Raw genomic sequence first — 18,309 nt, 5'->3', positions numbered from 1 at the left:
TTCTAATATTCAGAGGACGGTTACTGTATAAGGGTTGGCAATCCCTCTGTTTTGGCGATTTCTTCTTTCACAATCTTAATAATATGGGCTTGATTGTTCGTCGAAATCTTTTCAGCAAGCAACGTGTTTCCCCGTAGTTGAGCAATAAATAATGCGGTAAATTGCTTCATCGTTGCCTGAACATTTTTCCCTTCAGCATAGTAACATTTTGACTCCTGTTCCGCTAAAACATCTAATTTGTAAATCAGATTTGCTTTAGTTAGTTTACCTGAAACATCCATAATTAACTCAATCGACCGTTGATAGTCCTTCAAGTCGATATACAAATCAATGATTTTGACATACAAATCAACAATCGCCAAGAAATCATGCTTTTCATCACTTTTAAGCTTTGTTAGTATTTGAGTACTGACGTCAATAAACTCTTCAGACCGCGTTCGTTTGCCCAACTTTTGATAAGCCAAGCCTAACCCCAGGTTTGCCCAAGCCTGATAAAAAGTATAGTCATCAGCAGAATAACGGGTTAGCATCACGTGAAAATTGTAAATTGCCTCGTTAACGTCATTATCAATATACAAATTAATATACCCCAAGTAGCACGAATAACGCCCTCTGGATGCTTTGCTGGTTAGCTTATCAAAGGAAATCTGCTTAATGTGCTTACTCGCTTTTCGGTATTCGTGATTTCTCATATCTTCATCAATCAATGAAAACAGTTTGTCGCCATACTCAGGATTAGTGGTTACGTCCGTAACGTTTAATCCAAGCCGATCACAGACTTTACATAGAATCTCAAAGCTCGTGCAACTATTTTGTGTCTCAATCATACTAATAGTTGCCTGCGTACAAATATCTTCAGCCAGTTGGACCTGCGAGATTCCCTTTTGCTTCCTAGATTTTCGAATCTTGGATCCAATAATTACCATAGCCATATCTAACTTTTACCCCCAAATTTGAGTTGATGCGCTGACTACGCAAGGGTGCGAAGATGAACAATTAGGGATCGACACAATTTAAATTCCGATCCCGACTCAACTGAGCACGCTTGATAGCATATTATATTCACATGGATTTGGCAAGTAAAATTTCACAATATAGCTAAAAAGGCATCATCTAAAATCACATTGGAGTAGGTGATCATTTACTACCCCCACCGCTTGTAGATAGCTATAAACCGTAACTGGTCCAATCCGTTTAAGCCCCATTTGCTTCAAAGGATTCACAAACTGTTGCGTAAACTCGTGAAATTCGGATGCTGCCCGTGGTTCATCTAACAAGTGATCCAACGGCATATAGTTAATGGGGCCCCACGTATTATCAATTAATGCTCGGGGATTTTCTTGAATAACCCTTGCGTTATGAATAATCGCCCGAATTTTAGCATGGTTTCTAATAATACGGGGATTTGAACAAAACTTTTCAACGTCCGTTTCAGTCAATGTTGTTAAATAATCAATTGAAAAACCGTGGAAGGCCTCGTCCATCCCCGACTCAAATTTCAAAACCGTCTGAAATGCTAATCCAGCTTGCATTATTTCAAAGGATAATCCCCGAAATAACTTATCAACATCTTTCGTTGGTTTACCCCAAATTGTATCGTGATAAATCATCAGTTCCGGGCTTTTGGTCGCCCATGTGCATCGTTTCGTCATATTAATTCGCACCTCCTAATAAGGAAATACGAAAATTTAAAGGTAATCCTTTAAAAAGTTTAATAACAGGACCCATCGATCCCGATTTAAATTAATCTTGAGAGATGCTAATTTCTTTGCTTGACCAGTAACTTGACCGTCAACGCCCATTACTGCAGACCGTATCATGCCCAGGTGGCTGTTATCTGTCCAAGTATAAACTGGTCGATGGCTTCCCTTAATCACTTTCAGCATATAATTAGTCAATGTCAAATGTTCCATGGTATAAAAATCAACGTTTAGTTTCGAAATGTCACCAACGTTAAGCATGGTTACTAAGCCAATTTTTAAAGACGGAATTTGCTGCTTTATTTGTCGAAGATATGGGTACCCGATTGAATGGACGCGATGTGGCAATTTGGTCAAGCCAGCCTTAAATTTATCAGCAAACCGCGTCCCCATCAGTTTATCAGAATGATTGGTTACCTTTAGCTCAATAATTAATGGCTGTTTCACCCGATTCGCAACTCTTAAATAATCACGGAAAAGTTCAACCCGGTGATATTTCCGGATAGTCGACAATGGCACGGTATCAATTTCTTGAACACCTTTTCCAGGAATTCTCACACCATTATCATGGGCACAAATAAACTGATGATCACTCGTTTCTTGAATATCCATTTCAATATAGGGAAAGTGAGCCTGGCTGCTTTTTTCCAGTGCCGCAATCGTGTTCCCAACACCGTTATGGTTGATAACTCCTCGGTGAACAATGATCATCTGTGACCGTGGCTCACTACCATTGGCCCCACTCAATCCGCCAATCAACATAGTTATGCAAAAACCGAATAGTAGTGCAAATAACGGCCAATGCCAACGGTCAACTCTTAGCGAAACGGGAATATCAAGAAGCCGAAGCAGCATCCAAACGTTCACGAAAGATGCCCCAAAAACAATAATTCCCTTTGTAATTACAAATAACCAATTCTGATGAACAACAGCGTTAACAAAAGCGGCAACCACAATTGTCACCATAACGCCAATAAGCATGCAGACTAACTGTAAACAGCTACGCCAAGCATCCCGCAAACTGCCAGTGGCAATTGCCAATTGCAATGCTCGACCAGGTTTGTTTGCCATGTCAGAAAATAGATAGGCTAAGAATTTCCGTACCCGGAGTGTTAAGAATAATAGTACCAAATAGATCGCAACTAAAATGATAATAATCGGATAGCGGTTGATCGTGAGCCAGGTAAAAGCCGAGCCGGACAGTGGTATCGATGCCTGAATGAAAATTGTGAACCCAAACAATCCAAACGGCAACCAAAGAATACATATCCAAATAACACATAAACAAAATATAATGGCAGCTTGGGGACGTCCAATCAAGCTCAGATGAGATCGTGTTTGAAGCCCCTGATAAATTAAATAGCCCAGCCCGCCAGCAAGAGCCCCCAATGAGATTCCCAACGTCCAGTCATTTTGAAAGCTTATTTGGACAGCCCTCAAAACTGCTAATAGACAAATAAAGCCGATTAAAAAAACAAATTCTCGCTGCTTAATTTTCATTTCATCATCCCATATAAAAAGCCGACCGTGGTGGTTGAACATCCGTTAGCGGTCAGCTTGGTTATTATATTATGAACTACTTTTTATTGTCGATAACCTGATCTTTTGGATCTAGCGGTTTAAAATCATACAAAATTTTGCTTTGGCGTTCGTACTCTTCAATTGCTAATTGAATTAGCCGATCAATTAATTCAGTATACGAAATCCCTGAGGCTGCAAATAATTGTGGATATAAGCTAATATTGGTGAATCCAGGTAAGGTATTAACCTCACTGACGTATGGCTTTCCATCTTGAGATACCAAATAATCAATTCTTGCCATTCCCTTTAATCCAAGTGCTTGATAAGTTGCTAATCCCATTTTAGTGATTTCTTCTGACAAACTAGCTGGGATATCAACCGGCACATCAAATTCCACGTGACTGGCATCAACGAATTTATTATCATAGGTATAAAAAGCATCACTCTTAGGAACCTTAATAGCCCCCACCTTGGAGACAATTGGATGATGGTTCCCTAGAACCGAAATTTCTAGTTCCTCTGGGCCCTCAATTGCCTCTTCAACTAGTACCTTACTATCGTATCGAAAAGCATCTCTAATACCTTCGCGATAATCTTCTTCGTTTTCAACTTTATGGATACCAACTGAAGAACCCTGATTAGCAGGTTTTACAAATAAAGTCTCACCTAGTTCATCACTTAATTGTTGGTAAGTAAATTGCTCACTAGTCATTGGCGTAACCACTTCATAACGAGTCGTTGTAACTCCCGCCAATTGAAGAATCTTCTTTGTAATGTCCTTATCAAACGACATTGCTGATCCCAAAACACCTGTTCCAACGTAGGGCTTTTGAAGCAGCCGTAATAATCCTTGAATGGTTCCATCTTCACCGAGATTACCATGGATAATCGGGAAAAAGACATCAATATTAGCCACTTCACTAAGATTGATAATTGGGGCCAACGGATTCTTCTGATCGAGTCTATCTAATGCTTCCTTAGCGACCTCATCTTCAGGCTCACCATTGAATACCCGGGCTGAATCCTTATTACCCAAAATATAGCCGCTCTTGGTCATTAAAAAGAGGCTAACTTGGTATTTATCTTTGTCCATAGCGTCAAAAATATTATGGGCTGACCGTTTGGAGACGTCGTGTTCTGAAGAATTGCCGCCAAAAATCAAACCAATATGTTGTTTCTTGTTCTTTGCCATGATTTCACCCTATTCGTATATTCGTGTAGTTTCCAGAAACTTAAGTATACCATGGAAACCCCAACTCGGATATATTTGTTAACCAATTTTCACGATATTTTGATTTAAAACTTGTAAAAGGCTAATCACGTTTGAGTTGTTTTCGACCAAATAGGAATCTTGTGATACCGGCTAAAATTACGCCAAAAATCAATAACGAAATGATCAACGCAAACGGATTATAAGAGGTTGCCCCCTGATAGCCTAATACCAATTTAGCAAAATTAACGACCCAACTCATTTGAAAACGGTGGTCAATCATCGCGCGGGCAATAAAGAGTAAAACGATCCCCCCACTAATAGGACCGATAATCAAAATGAGCCGTTGAATAACCTTTGAGAATAACGTCAAGAAGTTACCAATCACCATTCCCAAGAGCGCGCCAACTACTAATAATAGACCGCTCATTACAAAATTCAACACCCCGTTTAAAATCGGATTTGAAAAATAACTGTCATAGACACGGGTAAATAAATTAAACGAGGCGTTATTTGTAATGGGTGACAGAAATAAATAACCGTAAAGTAAATTGAAGGTATTTCCAATCAAAATTAATAGCCCATTCACGGTCAGCTGAGCTTCAAAAAAGGTTTTTCTAGAAATCCCATTTTGAATTAAAAATTTGAAGTTTTCGTATGATAACGTTGAAACCACAAAGATATACAATCCAAACACCGCTGAAACTGATCCGCCACGTAGTTGATCAATAATTGAAAAGCTTGATAACGTTCCGGAAACTGCCGCTAGGAGAAATGGCAAAATGATAATTAAGGCAATTAACGTTAAATACACAACCCCAATTTGAGGAAGTTGTTTTTTGAAGAGATACTTGGTCACCTGCCTAGTTTTCATGGTGCTTACCTCCCTCATACTGATTGGTTAGAAATACAAAGAGTTTTTGGAGATCAAAATTTGACAATTGAACAGTATCAGGAAGCCGGCGGTCATCCAAATCACCATAGACATAATTTGCCCGGATATTGCCGATATTATCGTGTCCCACCACGTTTAACCCTTTCGTATAGCTCTCAACATCGTTTTTAGGTCCAACAACTGAATGGGTTCTAGCCAAAACGTCCTCAACTGGCTGATTTAAAATAATTCTTCCCTGATCTAAAATAATCACATCGCTGATGATTGTCGCGATCTCCTCTATCAAGTGAGTTGCCAAAATAAACGTCCGGGGATTTTCACTGTAGGAAGCTAATAATTCTGAATAAAAGATTTCTCGGTGATTAGCATCTAATCCTAAAACTGGTTCATCTAAAATCACAAATTTCACTGGTAGGCATAAAGCCAGAATTAATTTAAAAATCGAATTATAACCGGTTGATAGCTTGCCAAATTTTTGGGTCATATCAATTCCAAATTCTTCAATCAATTTATCAGCCAGTTGATGGTCAAATCCACCGTACATCAATTCACTATCCGAAACGATTTGGGATAATTTCGATCCATTTGGATACAAGTCAACTTCACTCATAAGGTACATGAGCCCCAACTTTGAATCGTTATCAGCCACGCTTTCCGAGTCAATTTTAACTTCACCAGCACTCGCAAAAATTCGATTAGTCATAATGTTTAACAGGGAGCTTTTCCCAGCACCATTACGTCCTAATAAACCATAAATTTTGTTTTCCTCAAACATTAGATTCACATCGGCAATCACACTTTTAGACCCATATGACTTGGAGACATGACTTACTTCCAGCATACTCATTGATTGTAACCTCGCTTTACTAAGTCTAATAACGCTTCCTCAGAAATATTCAAATTGCGCGCTTCCCTCACTAAATTAACGATAAACGCATCGAAAAAACCGTCGCGCTTTGCTTCAAGGATTCGTTGTCTAGCTCCTGATTTGACGAACATTCCTAGTCCGCGCCGTTTTTCAATTAGTTGCTTAGAAACTGCAATATTCATTCCTTTAAGAACCGTCGCTGGATTAATATGAAACTCCTTAGAAATCTCAGTTGTAGACGGAATTTGTGCGCCTTCTTCAAACCCACCGGAAGCAATTGCATCTTCAATCTGTTCGGCAACCTGGTGATAAATCGGCTCTGAACTATTAAATTCAAATTGCATTCCGCATCATCCTACCTTTTCTTTTAGTCACGTTATTTCTCCATCCGCGTCTTGGGTACCACAATTTTGCTATAGATAATGACCGTCATACCATAATAGATTAAGTAGAGAACACTAAATCCTAGCGCCGACCAGCCAAATGTTTGGTAGGCATTATGAAGGAGATTGGCTTTGACGAACATCTGCAGCCCAAAGGCAACGTCAATAATCCCCAAAACAGCTGGCAGCAAAAACAGACCCAGAATTTGAATTAATATTGACCGATTGAGGACTGACTTTCTTGCCCCAATCTTATTGAGCATTTCAAATCTTGTCTGATCATTAGCAGCCCCACTTAAGATTTTAAACATCAAGCAACTCGCCAACATCGCAAGAAACGCGATTCCAAGGAAAATTCCCATAAATTCAAGGCTGCCAAAGACACCCTTTAGTAGCTGATAGGTGACATAAGAGCCACCAATACCAAGCCCTTCACTCACTTTCTTGCCATATTGTCTTGTCTGCAGATTGACTATCTTGGATAGTGTTTGAGCAGCAGCATCCATATTCGTTACCCGAACTAATAGTAAGGTATTCGTTTTTGAGCGAATTTGATTAAAGGCTACATTAGAAACGAATTTAATTCGTAGATTTCTGGTCAATGGTGATTGTACATTATTCAATCCTGCATAGGCTTCGGACGTTTGGTCTTTAAGCTGACTCAATTGTGCATCATTAACTTGAGACTTCAGTTGGGTCCGATTTGTAAAATGCGCATATTTGAACGGCTGATTCTTGAATTGACTAGATCGATAATAAATTGTTTTAGTCTGTGAATTCACTTTCTGTTGATACGTAACTTGGTTCTTATTGTTAATACCACTTACTAACGATTTCATTTTCGATGATGGATTGGTAATCCCAACTGCGTAGGCATTATTACCATTAGCCATCATTGGCACCATTCGTTGAAACCCAATCCCAACGGTAATTGCCCCTAAAGCTAAGGCGAACAGCAACGAAACCACTGACAGGATCCTGGTATAATCTCTAATTCGAAATTTCAACTGGGAAACCGTAAAGTTATTAAGGCCTTTGAAGCTGATACTTGAACGTTGAACAGCCTCAAGTATCATCACAAAGAAGGAATTGAATACAAAATAAGTTCCGAGGATAATTGTGACCAACGCAATTGGAATTGCCATCAGTAACAGCTTATTAATGTCATACATTGCATAATATCCTGCTGCTAGCAGCACCAGCCCCAAAATTGCCTGAATCCAAAGTGTCCGCTTCTTCGGATCTTTCCAATCGCTTTCTTGATTAGAACGAAGTAAATTAAGCGCTGACGTTTTAAAGAAGGTGCGGGCATTCACTAGACCGGCGATTACAAACAAAACTAGGAACAAAATGACAGTGGTCCAAACTGCTGGCATATAAAAAGCCGAAAAGTTCGTCAACGAGACGTGGATTTGATTACTTAGCAAACCACTAAGTCCCTTGGTAACCCCCACACCAATCACAATCCCAACAGCGGTAGAAGCTAAACCAATTACTAAAGTCTCAAGGATAATAAGCCTGCTGATCACCTTTGACTTAGCACCTAACATCATAAACAAACCATAGTCATGCTTCCTCATACTCATGAGAAAGTTATTGGCATAAAACACATAGACTAAGGTAATAATTGCCAACAAGATTGAGCCAAAGATAAATACAACCTTAGCATTTTGACCGACCGGACTATTTGTCGTGAACTTATCATTAGTTGAAATTGTTTCAAACATGTAGAAAATAGCGGTTGTAATCATCATCCCGGAAAAAAGGACGAGATAATCCTTCCAGCGAGACTTAACGCCAGATAACGAAATTTTAAATAACATATTATACTCCTTAGATAACTATTGCTCAAAGGTACCCAGCTTTTCCAGAATCTGTTGATAAAATTCATTTCGACTCTTGCCGTCAGCCTTAATTTCATCGCCAATTTTACCATCCTTGATGAATAAGATCCGCTTACAGAAACTCGCAGAAAACGGATCATGGGTTACCAATAAAATTGATACGCCTTGTTGGTTAATGCTCGTTAAAGTATCAAGAAGCTCGCGGGCATTTGTTGAATCAAGTGCCCCAGTTGGCTCGTCACCAAAAATAATCGAGGGATTGGCAACTAACGCCCTGGCAGCGGCCACCCGTTGCTTTTGACCGCCTGATAATTGGGTTGGATATTTGGTTAATAATTCATCAATCCCTAGCTTTTTAGCAGCAGCGACCACTGCCCGTTTAGTTTCAGCTGCTTTTTTGTTCTGAAGCGAAAGCGGTAAAGCAATATTTTCTTGCGCAGTGAGCGTTTCTAGTAAATTAAAATCTTGAAAAATGAATCCTAATTTTTCCGAACGAAAATCTGACATTTGGTTAGGCGTTAAATGAGTAACATCTTTCCCGTCAATTTCAACGGACCCACTGGTTGGTTGGTCTAGCGTTGCCATAATGTTCAATAATGTCGTTTTACCAGAACCAGAAGCCCCCATGATGCCTACAAATTCACCCTGTTGGACAGAAAATGTAATTCCTTTAAGCGCCTCATAAGGTTTAGCACCGTTTTGATCATAGGTTTTATGCAAATTATTTGTGCGAACAATTTCAGCTGTCATATAATGCCTCCTGCATCGGTTAATTACTTGTGTAACTAACTATATATGTGGCACTCCAAAATGTCAACCTCTACGCAAAAAATATCGAGCGTCTGTCGCCAAAATCAACTAATGTCTTGACGATAAACACTCGATATAAAAATGTTAGTACATGACCGTTTCATTCTAGATTATCCGTATTAATCACATTCTGAGTTCCCCGGTCGGTAATAATCGAAACTAGCACGTTATTGATCATTTGCATTCGCTTTTCATCCGTAATCGTCGAACCCAAGTCATGTTGAAGCTGAGCAACCGCATCTTCCGAAATTGCAACAGCCCCCTGTACAATAATCTTTCTTGCCGACAAAATGGCCGTTGCCTGTTGTCGTTGCAGCATTGCATTGGCAATTTCCGTTGCGTAAGCCAAATGGGTTAACCTGGTTTCAATAATTTCCAGACCGGCGACATCTAATCGCTCCTGCAATTCCTTCTGAAGGGCTTTAGATACTTCGGTAGAATTACCTCGAAGGGTTAACTTGTCAGTATTCTCATCAAAGCTATCATAAGGATACTGACTTGCAATATGTCTAATGGCCGACTCACTTTGAATCTCTACGAACTGTTCGTAATCCTCAACGCTAAAAATTGCCTTAGCAGAATCAACCACTCGATACACAATAACCGCCGCAATTTCCACCGGGTTTCCCTTTGAATCATTAACTTTGATAATCGAGCTATTAAAGTTTCTAACCCGCAGAGAAATGGTTTGCTTACCTGTGAGTGGCACGGTCATGAACAAGCCAGAAGTTCGAATTGTCCCAATATAGCGGCCAAAAAATGTCAACACCTTAGCTTCATTGGGTTGCACGATTGTCAGCGAACTAGCAAACAACAAATCAAGAATGATAATCACACTACCTAGGATAATAGAAACTATCGAATTGCTTTGGCTACCATTCCACAATAAATAACCACCTAAAATGAGTAATAGAACTACACAAATCAAGCCAATAAACCCATTAACATGAAATACATTTTTTTCTTTCAAAAAAACCGCCCCCTATATAAACTGATTTTGGTTACAAATCCAGTATATAGTGGTCGGCTCCTAATTGAAAGCAACTTACTTAACATCCTTAACGGGAAGGACAGCTCCTTTGTAATGGTGATAAATCCACTTCTGCGTACTCTTTGATTGAAGAGCTTTAACCAGCTTCTTAATAGCAGGCTTGTTTTGATCGCCCTTTCGAGTGGCAATAATATTAACATACGGCGAACTACGCTTTTCAATTGCGATAGAATCTGTTCTTGGATCTAGGCCAGCTTGAACGGCATAATTTGCATTAATCACAACTGCGTCACCTTCACCATTTTTGTAAATCGTTGGTAATAATTTTGGCTCATAACTATGCTTGAACTTTAGGTGCCGCGGATTTGAGGCAATATCGTTAAAGTTGGCAGAGGTTATATTAACCCCCTTCTTAATGGTAATTAACCCAGCATCTTTGAATAATGTCAAAACACGGCCATAGTCTGGGGTATTACTACTTACAATAATTGTTGCACCCTTCTTTAAGTCTTGAAGCTTCTTAACTTTCTTGGAAAATACCGCGATTGGCTCCAAGTGAATGCCACCAGCATTAACAAGTGTCCCGTGATTTTCCTTATTCCACTGATCTAAGAATGGTACGTGTTGGAAGTAGTTAGCATCCAACTCACCATTTGCCAAGGCCTTGTTAGGCATTACATAATCCTGGAATGTTGTAATCTTTAAAGTAACGCCCTCTTTTTTTAGTTGAGGAGCAACGTGGCGCAAAATTTGAGCATGAGGAACTGCTGAAGCTCCAATCTTTAAAGTAGTCGTCTTTTTATTTTGACTACTCGAAGATGAACACCCAACTAGCAGAACAGCACTGAATAATATAGCGAATAAACCCAATAGTTTTTTCTTCATTTGAAACCCTCCTATGATTTAGTAAACAATGTAGCGTGATTAGAAACCGGAATGTAAGCCCTCTTCGAATGAAAATTCCAGTGTTAGAACTTTTCTCAAAAAAACTTGCGCAGATTTCTAACTAACATAATGATTCTAAATTACAATGTCCGTTTATCGGTCATTTTTACGAACCGATCACCAATAAACTGAACGACAAACACAAAGATACAGATAATAATCGTTCCAACCAGCGTAATCGTGTTGTTGTATGCTTGAAACCCTTCTTGATAAACGAGGTTTCCCAGACCACCAGCGCCAATTGCACCAGCCATCGCCGTATAGCCAATGAGTGAAATGGTTGTAACCGTTGCGCCAGCAATTAGCGCTGGCTTACTTTCTGGCAGTAAAACCTTGGTAATGACCCCCCAAGTAGTCGCACCCATCGACTCAACGGCCTCAATAACCCCTGAGTCAACCTCCCTAAAGTATGACTCAACCATTCTAGCGTAAAACGGTGCTGCGGAAACAATTAAAGATGGCAACGCGGCTTTAGGGCCAATAATGGTTCCAACCAAGGCCTTCGAAACTGGTAATAATAAAATAATTAAAATAATGTAAGGGATAGACCGAAAAATATTTACTAATAATCCGACGACCCAGTTAATAATCTTAAAGCCGATGCCTTGCTTGCTGCGCGTCTCATACAAAATTAGCCCAAGAATAATCCCAAAAATAACCACCGCAATCATTGATAATAGCGTCATCCAAACGGTTTCCCAAGTAGCTGACCTCATTGCAGACCAATCAACACTATGAAACTGAAAATATGACTTTAACCCGGTTGAATTACTCATGATGTATCACCTCGGTTCCAACTCGCATTGTTTTAAGGTATCCAAGTGCATCGTTGATTTTGGACTCATCACCAATGAACTGAAGATCTAATGATCCAAGGGCTCCTTCTTGGGTCTGATGGATTGCGCCGGAAATAATGCTAATGGTTAAATCTGGATATCGTTTAATGACATCAGACACAATCGGGAGTTCAGCTTGGGGACCATGAAAAATCAACCGGACAAGCTGGCCTTCCGGGTATTTCTTCACCAGCTCTTCCAAGGTCATAGTCGTATCACCTTTTTGCGTCGTAAACTCTTCACTTACAAAATTCTTGGTCACCTGCTGCTGTGGGTGCCTGAAAACTTCAAACACCGTGCCACTTTCAACAACCTGGCCGCTATCCATCACAGCCACCTTATCACAAGTCTTGGCAATCGCATGCATTTCATGAGTGATCAGCAAAATTGTTAAATTCATTTCTTTGTTGATCTTAAGAAGTAACTCAAGAACTTCATTAGTCGTATCCGGATCCAAAGCACTAGTTGCCTCATCTGATATTAAAATCGTTGGTTCGTTGGCGAGTGCCCTAGCAATCCCAACCCGCTGTTTTTGACCGCCAGATAGCTCTGAAGGATAGGAATGTTCCCGTCCCTCTAAGCCAACTAATTTGATTAAGGATTCAGCTCGCTGTAGTCGCTTATTCTTAGGCACCTTGGCAATTTCTAGTGGCAATGCCACATTATCAATCACCGTTCTTGACCATAATAGGTTGAAATGCTGGAAAATCATTCCAATTTTCTGCCGTTGCTTTCGCAATGCACTTCCGCTTAACTTAGCCACATCCGTGCCATCAATATCAATTTCGCCAGTACTGGGAGCTTCCAATCCATCCAGCATTCGAACCAGGGTACTCTTCCCCGCTCCAGAATAGCCAACGATTCCAAAAATTTCACCATCGTTAATTTCAATATTAACGTCGTTGACAGCTGTCAGTCCACCATCTTTGGTACTATATTGTTTCGACACGTCTTTAAATCTAATCATCAATTTCACTCCCTAGACATAAAAAAAGCCCTTCGTCCACATCAGCAATTAGTTGATTGCTAACAAGGACGAAAAGCTTTTCGCGGTACCACCTTTGTTCGCCACCACTTCTCAGTGACAGCCTCTACGAGTATTCTCATACCCAACGAAATAATGGTCGTCACCCACTACCGGCTAACATACGCTCACCAGTAATTAATTTGCCAAGACCATATTCAACAATCACGACTGGCCCCATTTCACCAACAGAAGCTCTCTTAGCAGCCTTAATTATTTACTCATCTTGGATCTAACCCGTTACTCATTGAAATCTAGTTTACATAGAAAAACATTAATCGTCAAGCAGAATTATTTCTGAATCTTGGCAATCCATGATTTAGATTTGTCAGATTCATTCAAAATAGACGGGTTACTTTGCGCCTGCTGATTAATTTCAACAACGGTTCCTGCTACTGGACTATCAATGTCAGAAACGGCTTTATCAGCCTCAACATCTAGTAAGGTATCACTAGTAGTCAATTTATCGCCAACCTTTGGCAGTGAAACAAACGTAATGTTCCCAAGTTCGTTTTGACCAGCGTCTGTAAGACCAATTGTGACAACACCATTACTATCTTCGTCAATCCAATAATAGTTTGTATCCATACTAATTATCTCCTTACGAAAATTCCTTATCTTCACCAAACATGTAACTCTTATTATGATACTGCATGGACATAATTAACCCAATCCCAATCATATTACCAATTAAAGCTGACCCACCAGCACTCACAAATGGTAACGGAATTCCAGTTAATGGTAATAATCCAATACTCATTCCGACATTTTCAAAAACATGGAACAGAATCATCATAATAACACCCGTTGAAATATATGCATAAAAAACATTCCGGGTATCAAACGTTACTTTAATCATTTGATAGATTAACAAGAAATAAAGTAAAATCAAAATACAACTACCAATAAAGCCGAAGTTTTCACCAATTACAGAAAAGATCATATCAGATTCCCGGACTGGCACGTAAACGTGAGACTGATTGAACCCCGTTCCAAAGATACCGCCGGAACCAATCGCCTTCATACTTTGCCAAAGCTGGTATCCTTGGTTACTTGTGTCAGCAGATGGATGTAGCCAAGTATCAACCCGTGAAAACTGATAAGCCTGAAAACCAATCTTTTCCAGTAACTGTCGCCCTGATTCTGGAATAACCAGCGCTAGTGCCGTTCCGGCGGTTCCAAAAATAACGATCATTGCTGGTAAAATGATTTTCCATGTAATCCCAGAAACAATGATTAGACCACCAAGAATAGCAAAGAAAACCAGCATTGTCCCAAAATCATTTTGAAGCTTCAATAAAACGGCAATTGGAATCGTCCACAAAATCATTTTGCCAAGAAGCAACCAGTCACTTCTAACTGATCTGATAGGATAATTATCGTTATGCTGGACAATTACTCGCCCCATCATCAGAATGTACGCTGGCTTCATTACCTCTGATGGTTGAAACGTTAAACCAAAAATTGAAAACCAACTTTTCGCACCAGTGTTCACATAATATGCCCGACTGTAAAGAATCAAGACACTGGCTAAAAGGGCAATCCCAGCCCAGTAAACAATTGGCGCAACTTTCCATAACTGTTCGGAATCAAACTGCATGATAATAATCACAGCCACAATTCCGATCACATACCAAACTAATTGGGAAATCACTTGTCTTAAAACACTCGTCGCACTGGAATCATGAGTTGCAGCCACATAAATCGAAGCCAACCCGATACATGCCAACATCAAAACGCAGAAGATTATTCCCCAGTCTATCCGGGATTGATCGTCCTTTGAAGTTCTACGATTGGTATCCAAAATAGACCCTCCTTAATAAATATTAATGGTGAAGATGGAATTCTTTAATTAACAATGTGACCCCTTCTTCAAAGGTCTTTACATGAAACTGTTCTTGATGGGTATTAATGGCTTCATATTTACCAGCACTCACTTCTTTTAGGGTACCAATCAATTTTTTCCCAATAAATAATTCAGACACGTCCTGGCCTGAAGAATCAGGATGATCCTTAATTTCAACATTAATACTTTTATTTGCTTTACTCAATTCTATACTCCCTGCTCACAGTTTATTTCAAGTGCATTGATTTACGATACTCATCCCTGGCAGCCTTATTTCTAAAGATCGTAAAATGATCTGGAACGGGATCATAACCACCCTTAACAAACGGGTGACATCGAAAAATTCGAGCAATCCCCATAATCGATCCCTTGACGGCACCATGCTTTTGTAATGCAGTAACCATATAACTACTACAAGTTGGATAATAACGGCATGTAGGTGGAAATAAGGGCGATATAAAGCGCTGATAACCATGAACAATCATAATCAGAATTTTTTTCAATACAACACCTGAAATCTATGCCTTACTCTTTAACTTCGGATTTTTAATATAATGCTCCAGTAAAATCCCGGCACCCTTAGCAACATTGTCTAATGGCTTTTCGGAAATAATCACTGGCACCGTTAACGCATCAGATATCACTTGATCGATATTTCTTAATAATGCGCCACCACCGGTTAACATAATCCCACGATCAACAATATCTGAAGCCAATTCCGGCGGGATAACCTCCAATACTTCTTTTGCACCGTCAACGATTAGCTGAACCGTATCATGAATCGCATCAGCAATTTCATTGCTATCAATGGTAACTGCTCGTGGCATGCCAGAAACTGCATCACGACCCCGAACCTCCATCTTTTTAACATCGTCTTTATCCTGCTTAGCGGTCCCAATTTCGATCTTAATCTTTTCAGCGGTGTGTTCGCCAATAATCAAATTATGTTTTTGCTTGATATAGTTCGCAATTTCAACGTTCATCCGATCGCCAGCAACCCGAATCGATTTGCTGGCAACGATATCGCCAAGTGAAATAATGGCAATATCACTGGTACCACCACCCATATCGATCACCATATTACCACGAGGCTGGAAAATATCCATTCCCGCACCAACGGCAGCTACTTTAGGTTCTTCTTCCAAGTATACTTGGCCACCACCAGCTTTTTCGGCAGCTTGAATAATTGCATTTCGTTCAATTTCAGTAACGTTAGTTGGGGCACAGATCATGATCTTCGGCTTAGACATGAATCCTTTTACATCTAATTTGTTGATGAAATACGTCAGCATTTCTTCTGTAATATCAAAGTCAGATATCACACCGTCTTTAAGTGGTCGAATTGCGCGAATATTACTTGGCGTCCTGCCAACCATTCGATAGGCTTCGGAGCCGACCGCAAGAACTTTTCCAGTCCGCGTGTCGATAGCGACAACTGACGGTTCGTTTAATACAATACCCTTTCCTGCAACGTAGATTAAAACGTTGGCAGTTCCTAAATCGATTCCAATGTCTTTTGCCATCTGTGTACTTCCTCCTGAAAACTTTTATCTCAAAAAAACATTATACCACATCTAAGTTACGATTCGAATTCCAACCTAAGCAATAAAAAGCTGAGACCAGTAATGATCTCAACCCTTAATGTGCTAATTATAAATGATTCTTTAATGATTGATTAAGAATAATAGCATCATCTTCGTCAACGTTAACTCGTTTAATCTCAGCACCTAACCCAGCTAATTTCTTGTGAAAATCATGATAACCCCGGTCCAAGTACTGCAGATTGCGAACTTGCGTGTAGCCAGATGCAACTAAGCCAGCAATTACAAGGGCAGCTGCTGCTCTCAAATCACTAGCAGCAACTTCAGCACCGTTAAAATCAGTCGGCCCTTGCATGAGAACTGTTCGCCCTGAAATAGTATATTGGGCATTCATTCGGCGCAATTCTTCTAAGTGCATAAACCGGTTTTCGAAAACCGTTTCGGTCATTGAACTACTTCCATCTGCACAAAGCTGCAAAATTGTCATCTGTGGCTGCATATCCGTTGGGAACCCCGGGTGTGGCAGTGTTTTGACATCCACGGGCTTAAGCTTATCTGGGCCAATTACGCGGACACCATCATCACCTTCAATTACGGAAACACCCATTTCCCGCATCTTTAAGATCAATGGTTTATTATGTTCGGCAATTGCGCCGTCTACCATAACATCACCCTTCGTAACTGCAGCAGCAATCATAAAAGTACCGGCTTCAATTCGATCTTGAACCACCGCATGATCCGTGCCGTGAAGGGTTTCAACCCCTTGAATCCGAATTTGTTCAGTCCCAGCACCAATGACACTGGCACCCATTTTATTTAAAACATTAGCTAAATCAACAATTTCAGGTTCTCTAGCCGCGTTTTGAATGACCGTCTTTCCCTTTGCAAGGGTTGCAGCCATCATGATATTTTGAGTCGCACCAACGCTTGGAAAATCAAGGTAAATATCAGTACCGACAAGTCCATTTGGCGCAGTTGCTTCCACATAACCATCGTGTTGTTCAATATGAGCGCCTAAAGCTTCAAACCCTTTTAAATGCAGATCAATTGGTCGCGAACCAATCGCACACCCACCAGGCAATGCAACCCTTGCTTTACCTAAACGGGCGAGCAGAGGTCCCATGACAACAATGGAAGCCCGCATTTTAGATACATATTCAAAAGGAGCTTCACTGGAAACATCTGACGACGCATCAAATGTAATTTTGTTTGCACTTTCGTTAAAATCAACCTTAATATTTAAGAACCGAAGTACCTTATTCATCGTATAAACGTCAGATAACAATGGCACATTAGATATTACCGTCTGACCTTCACTTGCTAAAATCGTGGCAGCTTGGATGGGTAAGACCGCATTTTTAGCACCATCAATATGTACTGTTCCTTTTAGCCGTTTACCACCATGCACAATAATTTTTTCCACAAGAACGCCTCCTACATCACTTTACTAAGTATATTAAATTGCGAATATTATCAATAAAAGAAAGGAAAAAAGATCCAGCTCCATAACCAATTGCCACTGATAATAGGACAATTAGTAACTTCCCGGGTAATGCCCTCATTGGGATATATCGTTCAATGTGGATTTCTTGAACACTCCAAAACGCCATTGCAATAAAAAGAAAATATGTCACAAGCGTAATTGCCGCTTGAATTCCAATTGTCTTCATGCATCTTCCCCCAATTCAAAGTCAACTATATCATAAAGACGCAAACTTGTCTTATCTTTTCGGTTACTTTTGACAAATCCATCATCATAAATACCATAAAGGGGGGATTTAGCTGAGTTAATATCAGAAACTTCATACCGGGGAGTAATCGCAAACCAAATCTATTGATACCGACACCAATGATCTTATTTTTCTTCCTCGATTTAAAATTGAAGTGCAACACCT

21 protein-coding genes are annotated in these 18,309 nt (G+C 40.0%); all 21 read right to left on the bottom strand.

Going from position 1 to position 18,309, the window contains the following annotated elements:
* Positions 1-20: 20 nt before the first annotated feature.
* Complete coding sequence (locus tag FC98_RS07510) at positions 21-932, bottom strand: helix-turn-helix domain-containing protein (RefSeq protein ID WP_054654924.1); 912 nt, start codon at positions 930-932, stop codon at positions 21-23.
* A 177-nt stretch (positions 933-1,109) separates the two neighbouring features.
* Positions 1,110-1,652: a DNA-3-methyladenine glycosylase I gene (locus FC98_RS07505; protein WP_008858017.1), complete on the bottom strand. Its 543-nt coding sequence runs from the start codon at positions 1,650-1,652 to the stop codon at positions 1,110-1,112.
* Between the two features lie 36 nt (positions 1,653-1,688).
* Entirely contained in the window at positions 1,689-3,200 is a 1,512-nt protein-coding gene (locus FC98_RS07500) for a glycerophosphodiester phosphodiesterase family protein (protein ID WP_056949398.1), read from the bottom strand.
* A gap of 76 nt (positions 3,201-3,276) precedes the next feature.
* Entirely contained in the window at positions 3,277-4,413 is a 1,137-nt protein-coding gene (locus FC98_RS07495; protein WP_054654930.1) for a D-alanine--D-alanine ligase family protein, read from the bottom strand.
* Between the two features lie 121 nt (positions 4,414-4,534).
* The gene (locus FC98_RS07490) at positions 4,535-5,305 is read right to left on the bottom strand and encodes a hypothetical protein (RefSeq protein ID WP_056949396.1); all 771 of its coding nucleotides are present in this window, start codon (positions 5,303-5,305) and stop codon (positions 4,535-4,537) included.
* Complete coding sequence (locus tag FC98_RS07485; RefSeq protein ID WP_008858022.1) at positions 5,295-6,173, bottom strand: ATP-binding cassette domain-containing protein; 879 nt, start codon at positions 6,171-6,173, stop codon at positions 5,295-5,297. Before FC98_RS07485 ends, FC98_RS07490 begins: the two co-directional genes overlap by 11 nt.
* Positions 6,170-6,538, bottom strand: coding sequence for a GntR family transcriptional regulator (locus tag FC98_RS07480; protein WP_008858023.1), 369 nt, complete (start codon positions 6,536-6,538; stop codon positions 6,170-6,172). The genes FC98_RS07485 and FC98_RS07480 overlap by 4 nt, the downstream gene beginning before the upstream one ends.
* A 32-nt stretch (positions 6,539-6,570) precedes the next feature.
* Positions 6,571-8,400: an FtsX-like permease family protein gene (locus tag FC98_RS07475; protein WP_054654932.1), complete on the bottom strand. Its 1,830-nt coding sequence runs from the start codon at positions 8,398-8,400 to the stop codon at positions 6,571-6,573.
* Between the two features lie 18 nt (positions 8,401-8,418).
* Positions 8,419-9,171, bottom strand: coding sequence for an ABC transporter ATP-binding protein (locus tag FC98_RS07470; RefSeq protein WP_056949394.1), 753 nt, complete (start codon positions 9,169-9,171; stop codon positions 8,419-8,421).
* Between the two features lie 160 nt (positions 9,172-9,331).
* A complete protein-coding gene (locus tag FC98_RS07465) occupies positions 9,332-10,201 on the bottom strand; it encodes an SPFH domain-containing protein (RefSeq protein ID WP_008858026.1) in 870 nt (289 codons plus the stop codon).
* 75 nt (positions 10,202-10,276) lie between these two features.
* Positions 10,277-11,107, bottom strand: coding sequence for a MetQ/NlpA family ABC transporter substrate-binding protein (locus FC98_RS07460; protein WP_056949393.1), 831 nt, complete (start codon positions 11,105-11,107; stop codon positions 10,277-10,279).
* A 140-nt stretch (positions 11,108-11,247) separates the two neighbouring features.
* Positions 11,248-11,943, bottom strand: coding sequence for a methionine ABC transporter permease (locus tag FC98_RS07455; protein WP_008858061.1), 696 nt, complete (start codon positions 11,941-11,943; stop codon positions 11,248-11,250).
* The gene (locus tag FC98_RS07450; protein WP_054654936.1) at positions 11,936-12,970 is read right to left on the bottom strand and encodes a methionine ABC transporter ATP-binding protein; all 1,035 of its coding nucleotides are present in this window, start codon (positions 12,968-12,970) and stop codon (positions 11,936-11,938) included. Before FC98_RS07450 ends, FC98_RS07455 begins: the two co-directional genes overlap by 8 nt.
* A 348-nt stretch (positions 12,971-13,318) precedes the next feature.
* On the bottom strand, positions 13,319-13,615 hold the full coding sequence (locus tag FC98_RS07445) for a glycine cleavage system H family protein (protein ID WP_040471947.1): 297 nt from the start codon (positions 13,613-13,615) through the stop codon (positions 13,319-13,321).
* Between the two features lie 13 nt (positions 13,616-13,628).
* The gene (locus FC98_RS07440; protein ID WP_040471948.1) at positions 13,629-14,831 is read right to left on the bottom strand and encodes an FtsW/RodA/SpoVE family cell cycle protein; all 1,203 of its coding nucleotides are present in this window, start codon (positions 14,829-14,831) and stop codon (positions 13,629-13,631) included.
* A 22-nt stretch (positions 14,832-14,853) separates the two neighbouring features.
* Positions 14,854-15,078 carry a DUF2969 domain-containing protein gene (locus tag FC98_RS07435; protein WP_008858065.1) on the bottom strand — a complete coding sequence of 75 codons (225 nt, stop codon included), beginning with the start codon at positions 15,076-15,078 and terminating at the stop codon, positions 14,854-14,856.
* A gap of 22 nt (positions 15,079-15,100) precedes the next feature.
* Positions 15,101-15,376 carry a membrane protein insertion efficiency factor YidD gene (gene yidD, locus FC98_RS14260; protein ID WP_081467842.1) on the bottom strand — a complete coding sequence of 92 codons (276 nt, stop codon included), beginning with the start codon at positions 15,374-15,376 and terminating at the stop codon, positions 15,101-15,103.
* Between the two features lie 15 nt (positions 15,377-15,391).
* The gene (gene mreB, locus FC98_RS07430; RefSeq protein WP_008858067.1) at positions 15,392-16,396 is read right to left on the bottom strand and encodes a rod shape-determining protein; all 1,005 of its coding nucleotides are present in this window, start codon (positions 16,394-16,396) and stop codon (positions 15,392-15,394) included.
* Between the two features lie 127 nt (positions 16,397-16,523).
* Positions 16,524-17,837 (bottom strand): UDP-N-acetylglucosamine 1-carboxyvinyltransferase, encoded by a 1,314-nt coding sequence (murA, locus tag FC98_RS07425; protein ID WP_008858068.1) that lies wholly within the window; start codon positions 17,835-17,837, stop codon positions 16,524-16,526.
* Positions 17,838-17,853: 16 nt separating this feature from the next.
* Positions 17,854-18,084 (bottom strand): DUF1146 family protein, encoded by a 231-nt coding sequence (locus FC98_RS07420; protein WP_054654938.1) that lies wholly within the window; start codon positions 18,082-18,084, stop codon positions 17,854-17,856.
* A 25-nt stretch (positions 18,085-18,109) separates the two neighbouring features.
* On the bottom strand, positions 18,110-18,309 hold a 200-nt coding region (locus FC98_RS15180), incomplete at its 5' end, for a hypothetical protein (protein ID WP_235803606.1).

The organism is Lentilactobacillus kisonensis DSM 19906 = JCM 15041, assembly GCF_001434135.1.
Lineage (GTDB): Bacteria > Bacillota > Bacilli > Lactobacillales > Lactobacillaceae > Lentilactobacillus > Lentilactobacillus kisonensis.
This window is presented reverse-complemented; position numbering and strand designations above follow the sequence as displayed.

What these genes read in the sequence shown, in the direction of transcription:
- FC98_RS07495 (WP_054654930.1), bottom strand. Translation starts at nt 4,413, where the DNA reads ATGGCAAAGAACAAGAAACAACATATTGGTTTGATTTTTGGCGGCAAT.
- FC98_RS07505 (WP_008858017.1), bottom strand. Translation starts at nt 1,652, where the DNA reads ATGACGAAACGATGCACATGGGCGACCAAAAGCCCGGAACTGATGATT.
- FC98_RS07490 (WP_056949396.1), bottom strand. Translation starts at nt 5,305, where the DNA reads ATGAAAACTAGGCAGGTGACCAAGTATCTCTTCAAAAAACAACTTCCT.
- mreB (WP_008858067.1), bottom strand. Translation starts at nt 16,396, where the DNA reads ATGGCAAAAGACATTGGAATCGATTTAGGAACTGCCAACGTTTTAATC.
- FC98_RS07485 (WP_008858022.1), bottom strand. Translation starts at nt 6,173, where the DNA reads ATGAGTATGCTGGAAGTAAGTCATGTCTCCAAGTCATATGGGTCTAAA.
- FC98_RS07510 (WP_054654924.1), bottom strand. Translation starts at nt 932, where the DNA reads ATGGCTATGGTAATTATTGGATCCAAGATTCGAAAATCTAGGAAGCAA.
- FC98_RS07455 (WP_008858061.1), bottom strand. Translation starts at nt 11,943, where the DNA reads ATGAGTAATTCAACCGGGTTAAAGTCATATTTTCAGTTTCATAGTGTT.
- FC98_RS07445 (WP_040471947.1), bottom strand. Translation starts at nt 13,615, where the DNA reads ATGGATACAAACTATTATTGGATTGACGAAGATAGTAATGGTGTTGTC.
- FC98_RS07470 (WP_056949394.1), bottom strand. Translation starts at nt 9,171, where the DNA reads ATGACAGCTGAAATTGTTCGCACAAATAATTTGCATAAAACCTATGAT.
- FC98_RS07450 (WP_054654936.1), bottom strand. Translation starts at nt 12,970, where the DNA reads ATGATTAGATTTAAAGACGTGTCGAAACAATATAGTACCAAAGATGGT.
- FC98_RS07480 (WP_008858023.1), bottom strand. Translation starts at nt 6,538, where the DNA reads ATGCAATTTGAATTTAATAGTTCAGAGCCGATTTATCACCAGGTTGCC.
- FC98_RS07420 (WP_054654938.1), bottom strand. Translation starts at nt 18,084, where the DNA reads ATGAAGACAATTGGAATTCAAGCGGCAATTACGCTTGTGACATATTTT.
- FC98_RS07475 (WP_054654932.1), bottom strand. Translation starts at nt 8,400, where the DNA reads ATGTTATTTAAAATTTCGTTATCTGGCGTTAAGTCTCGCTGGAAGGAT.
- FC98_RS07460 (WP_056949393.1), bottom strand. Translation starts at nt 11,107, where the DNA reads ATGAAGAAAAAACTATTGGGTTTATTCGCTATATTATTCAGTGCTGTT.
- FC98_RS07500 (WP_056949398.1), bottom strand. Translation starts at nt 3,200, where the DNA reads ATGAAAATTAAGCAGCGAGAATTTGTTTTTTTAATCGGCTTTATTTGT.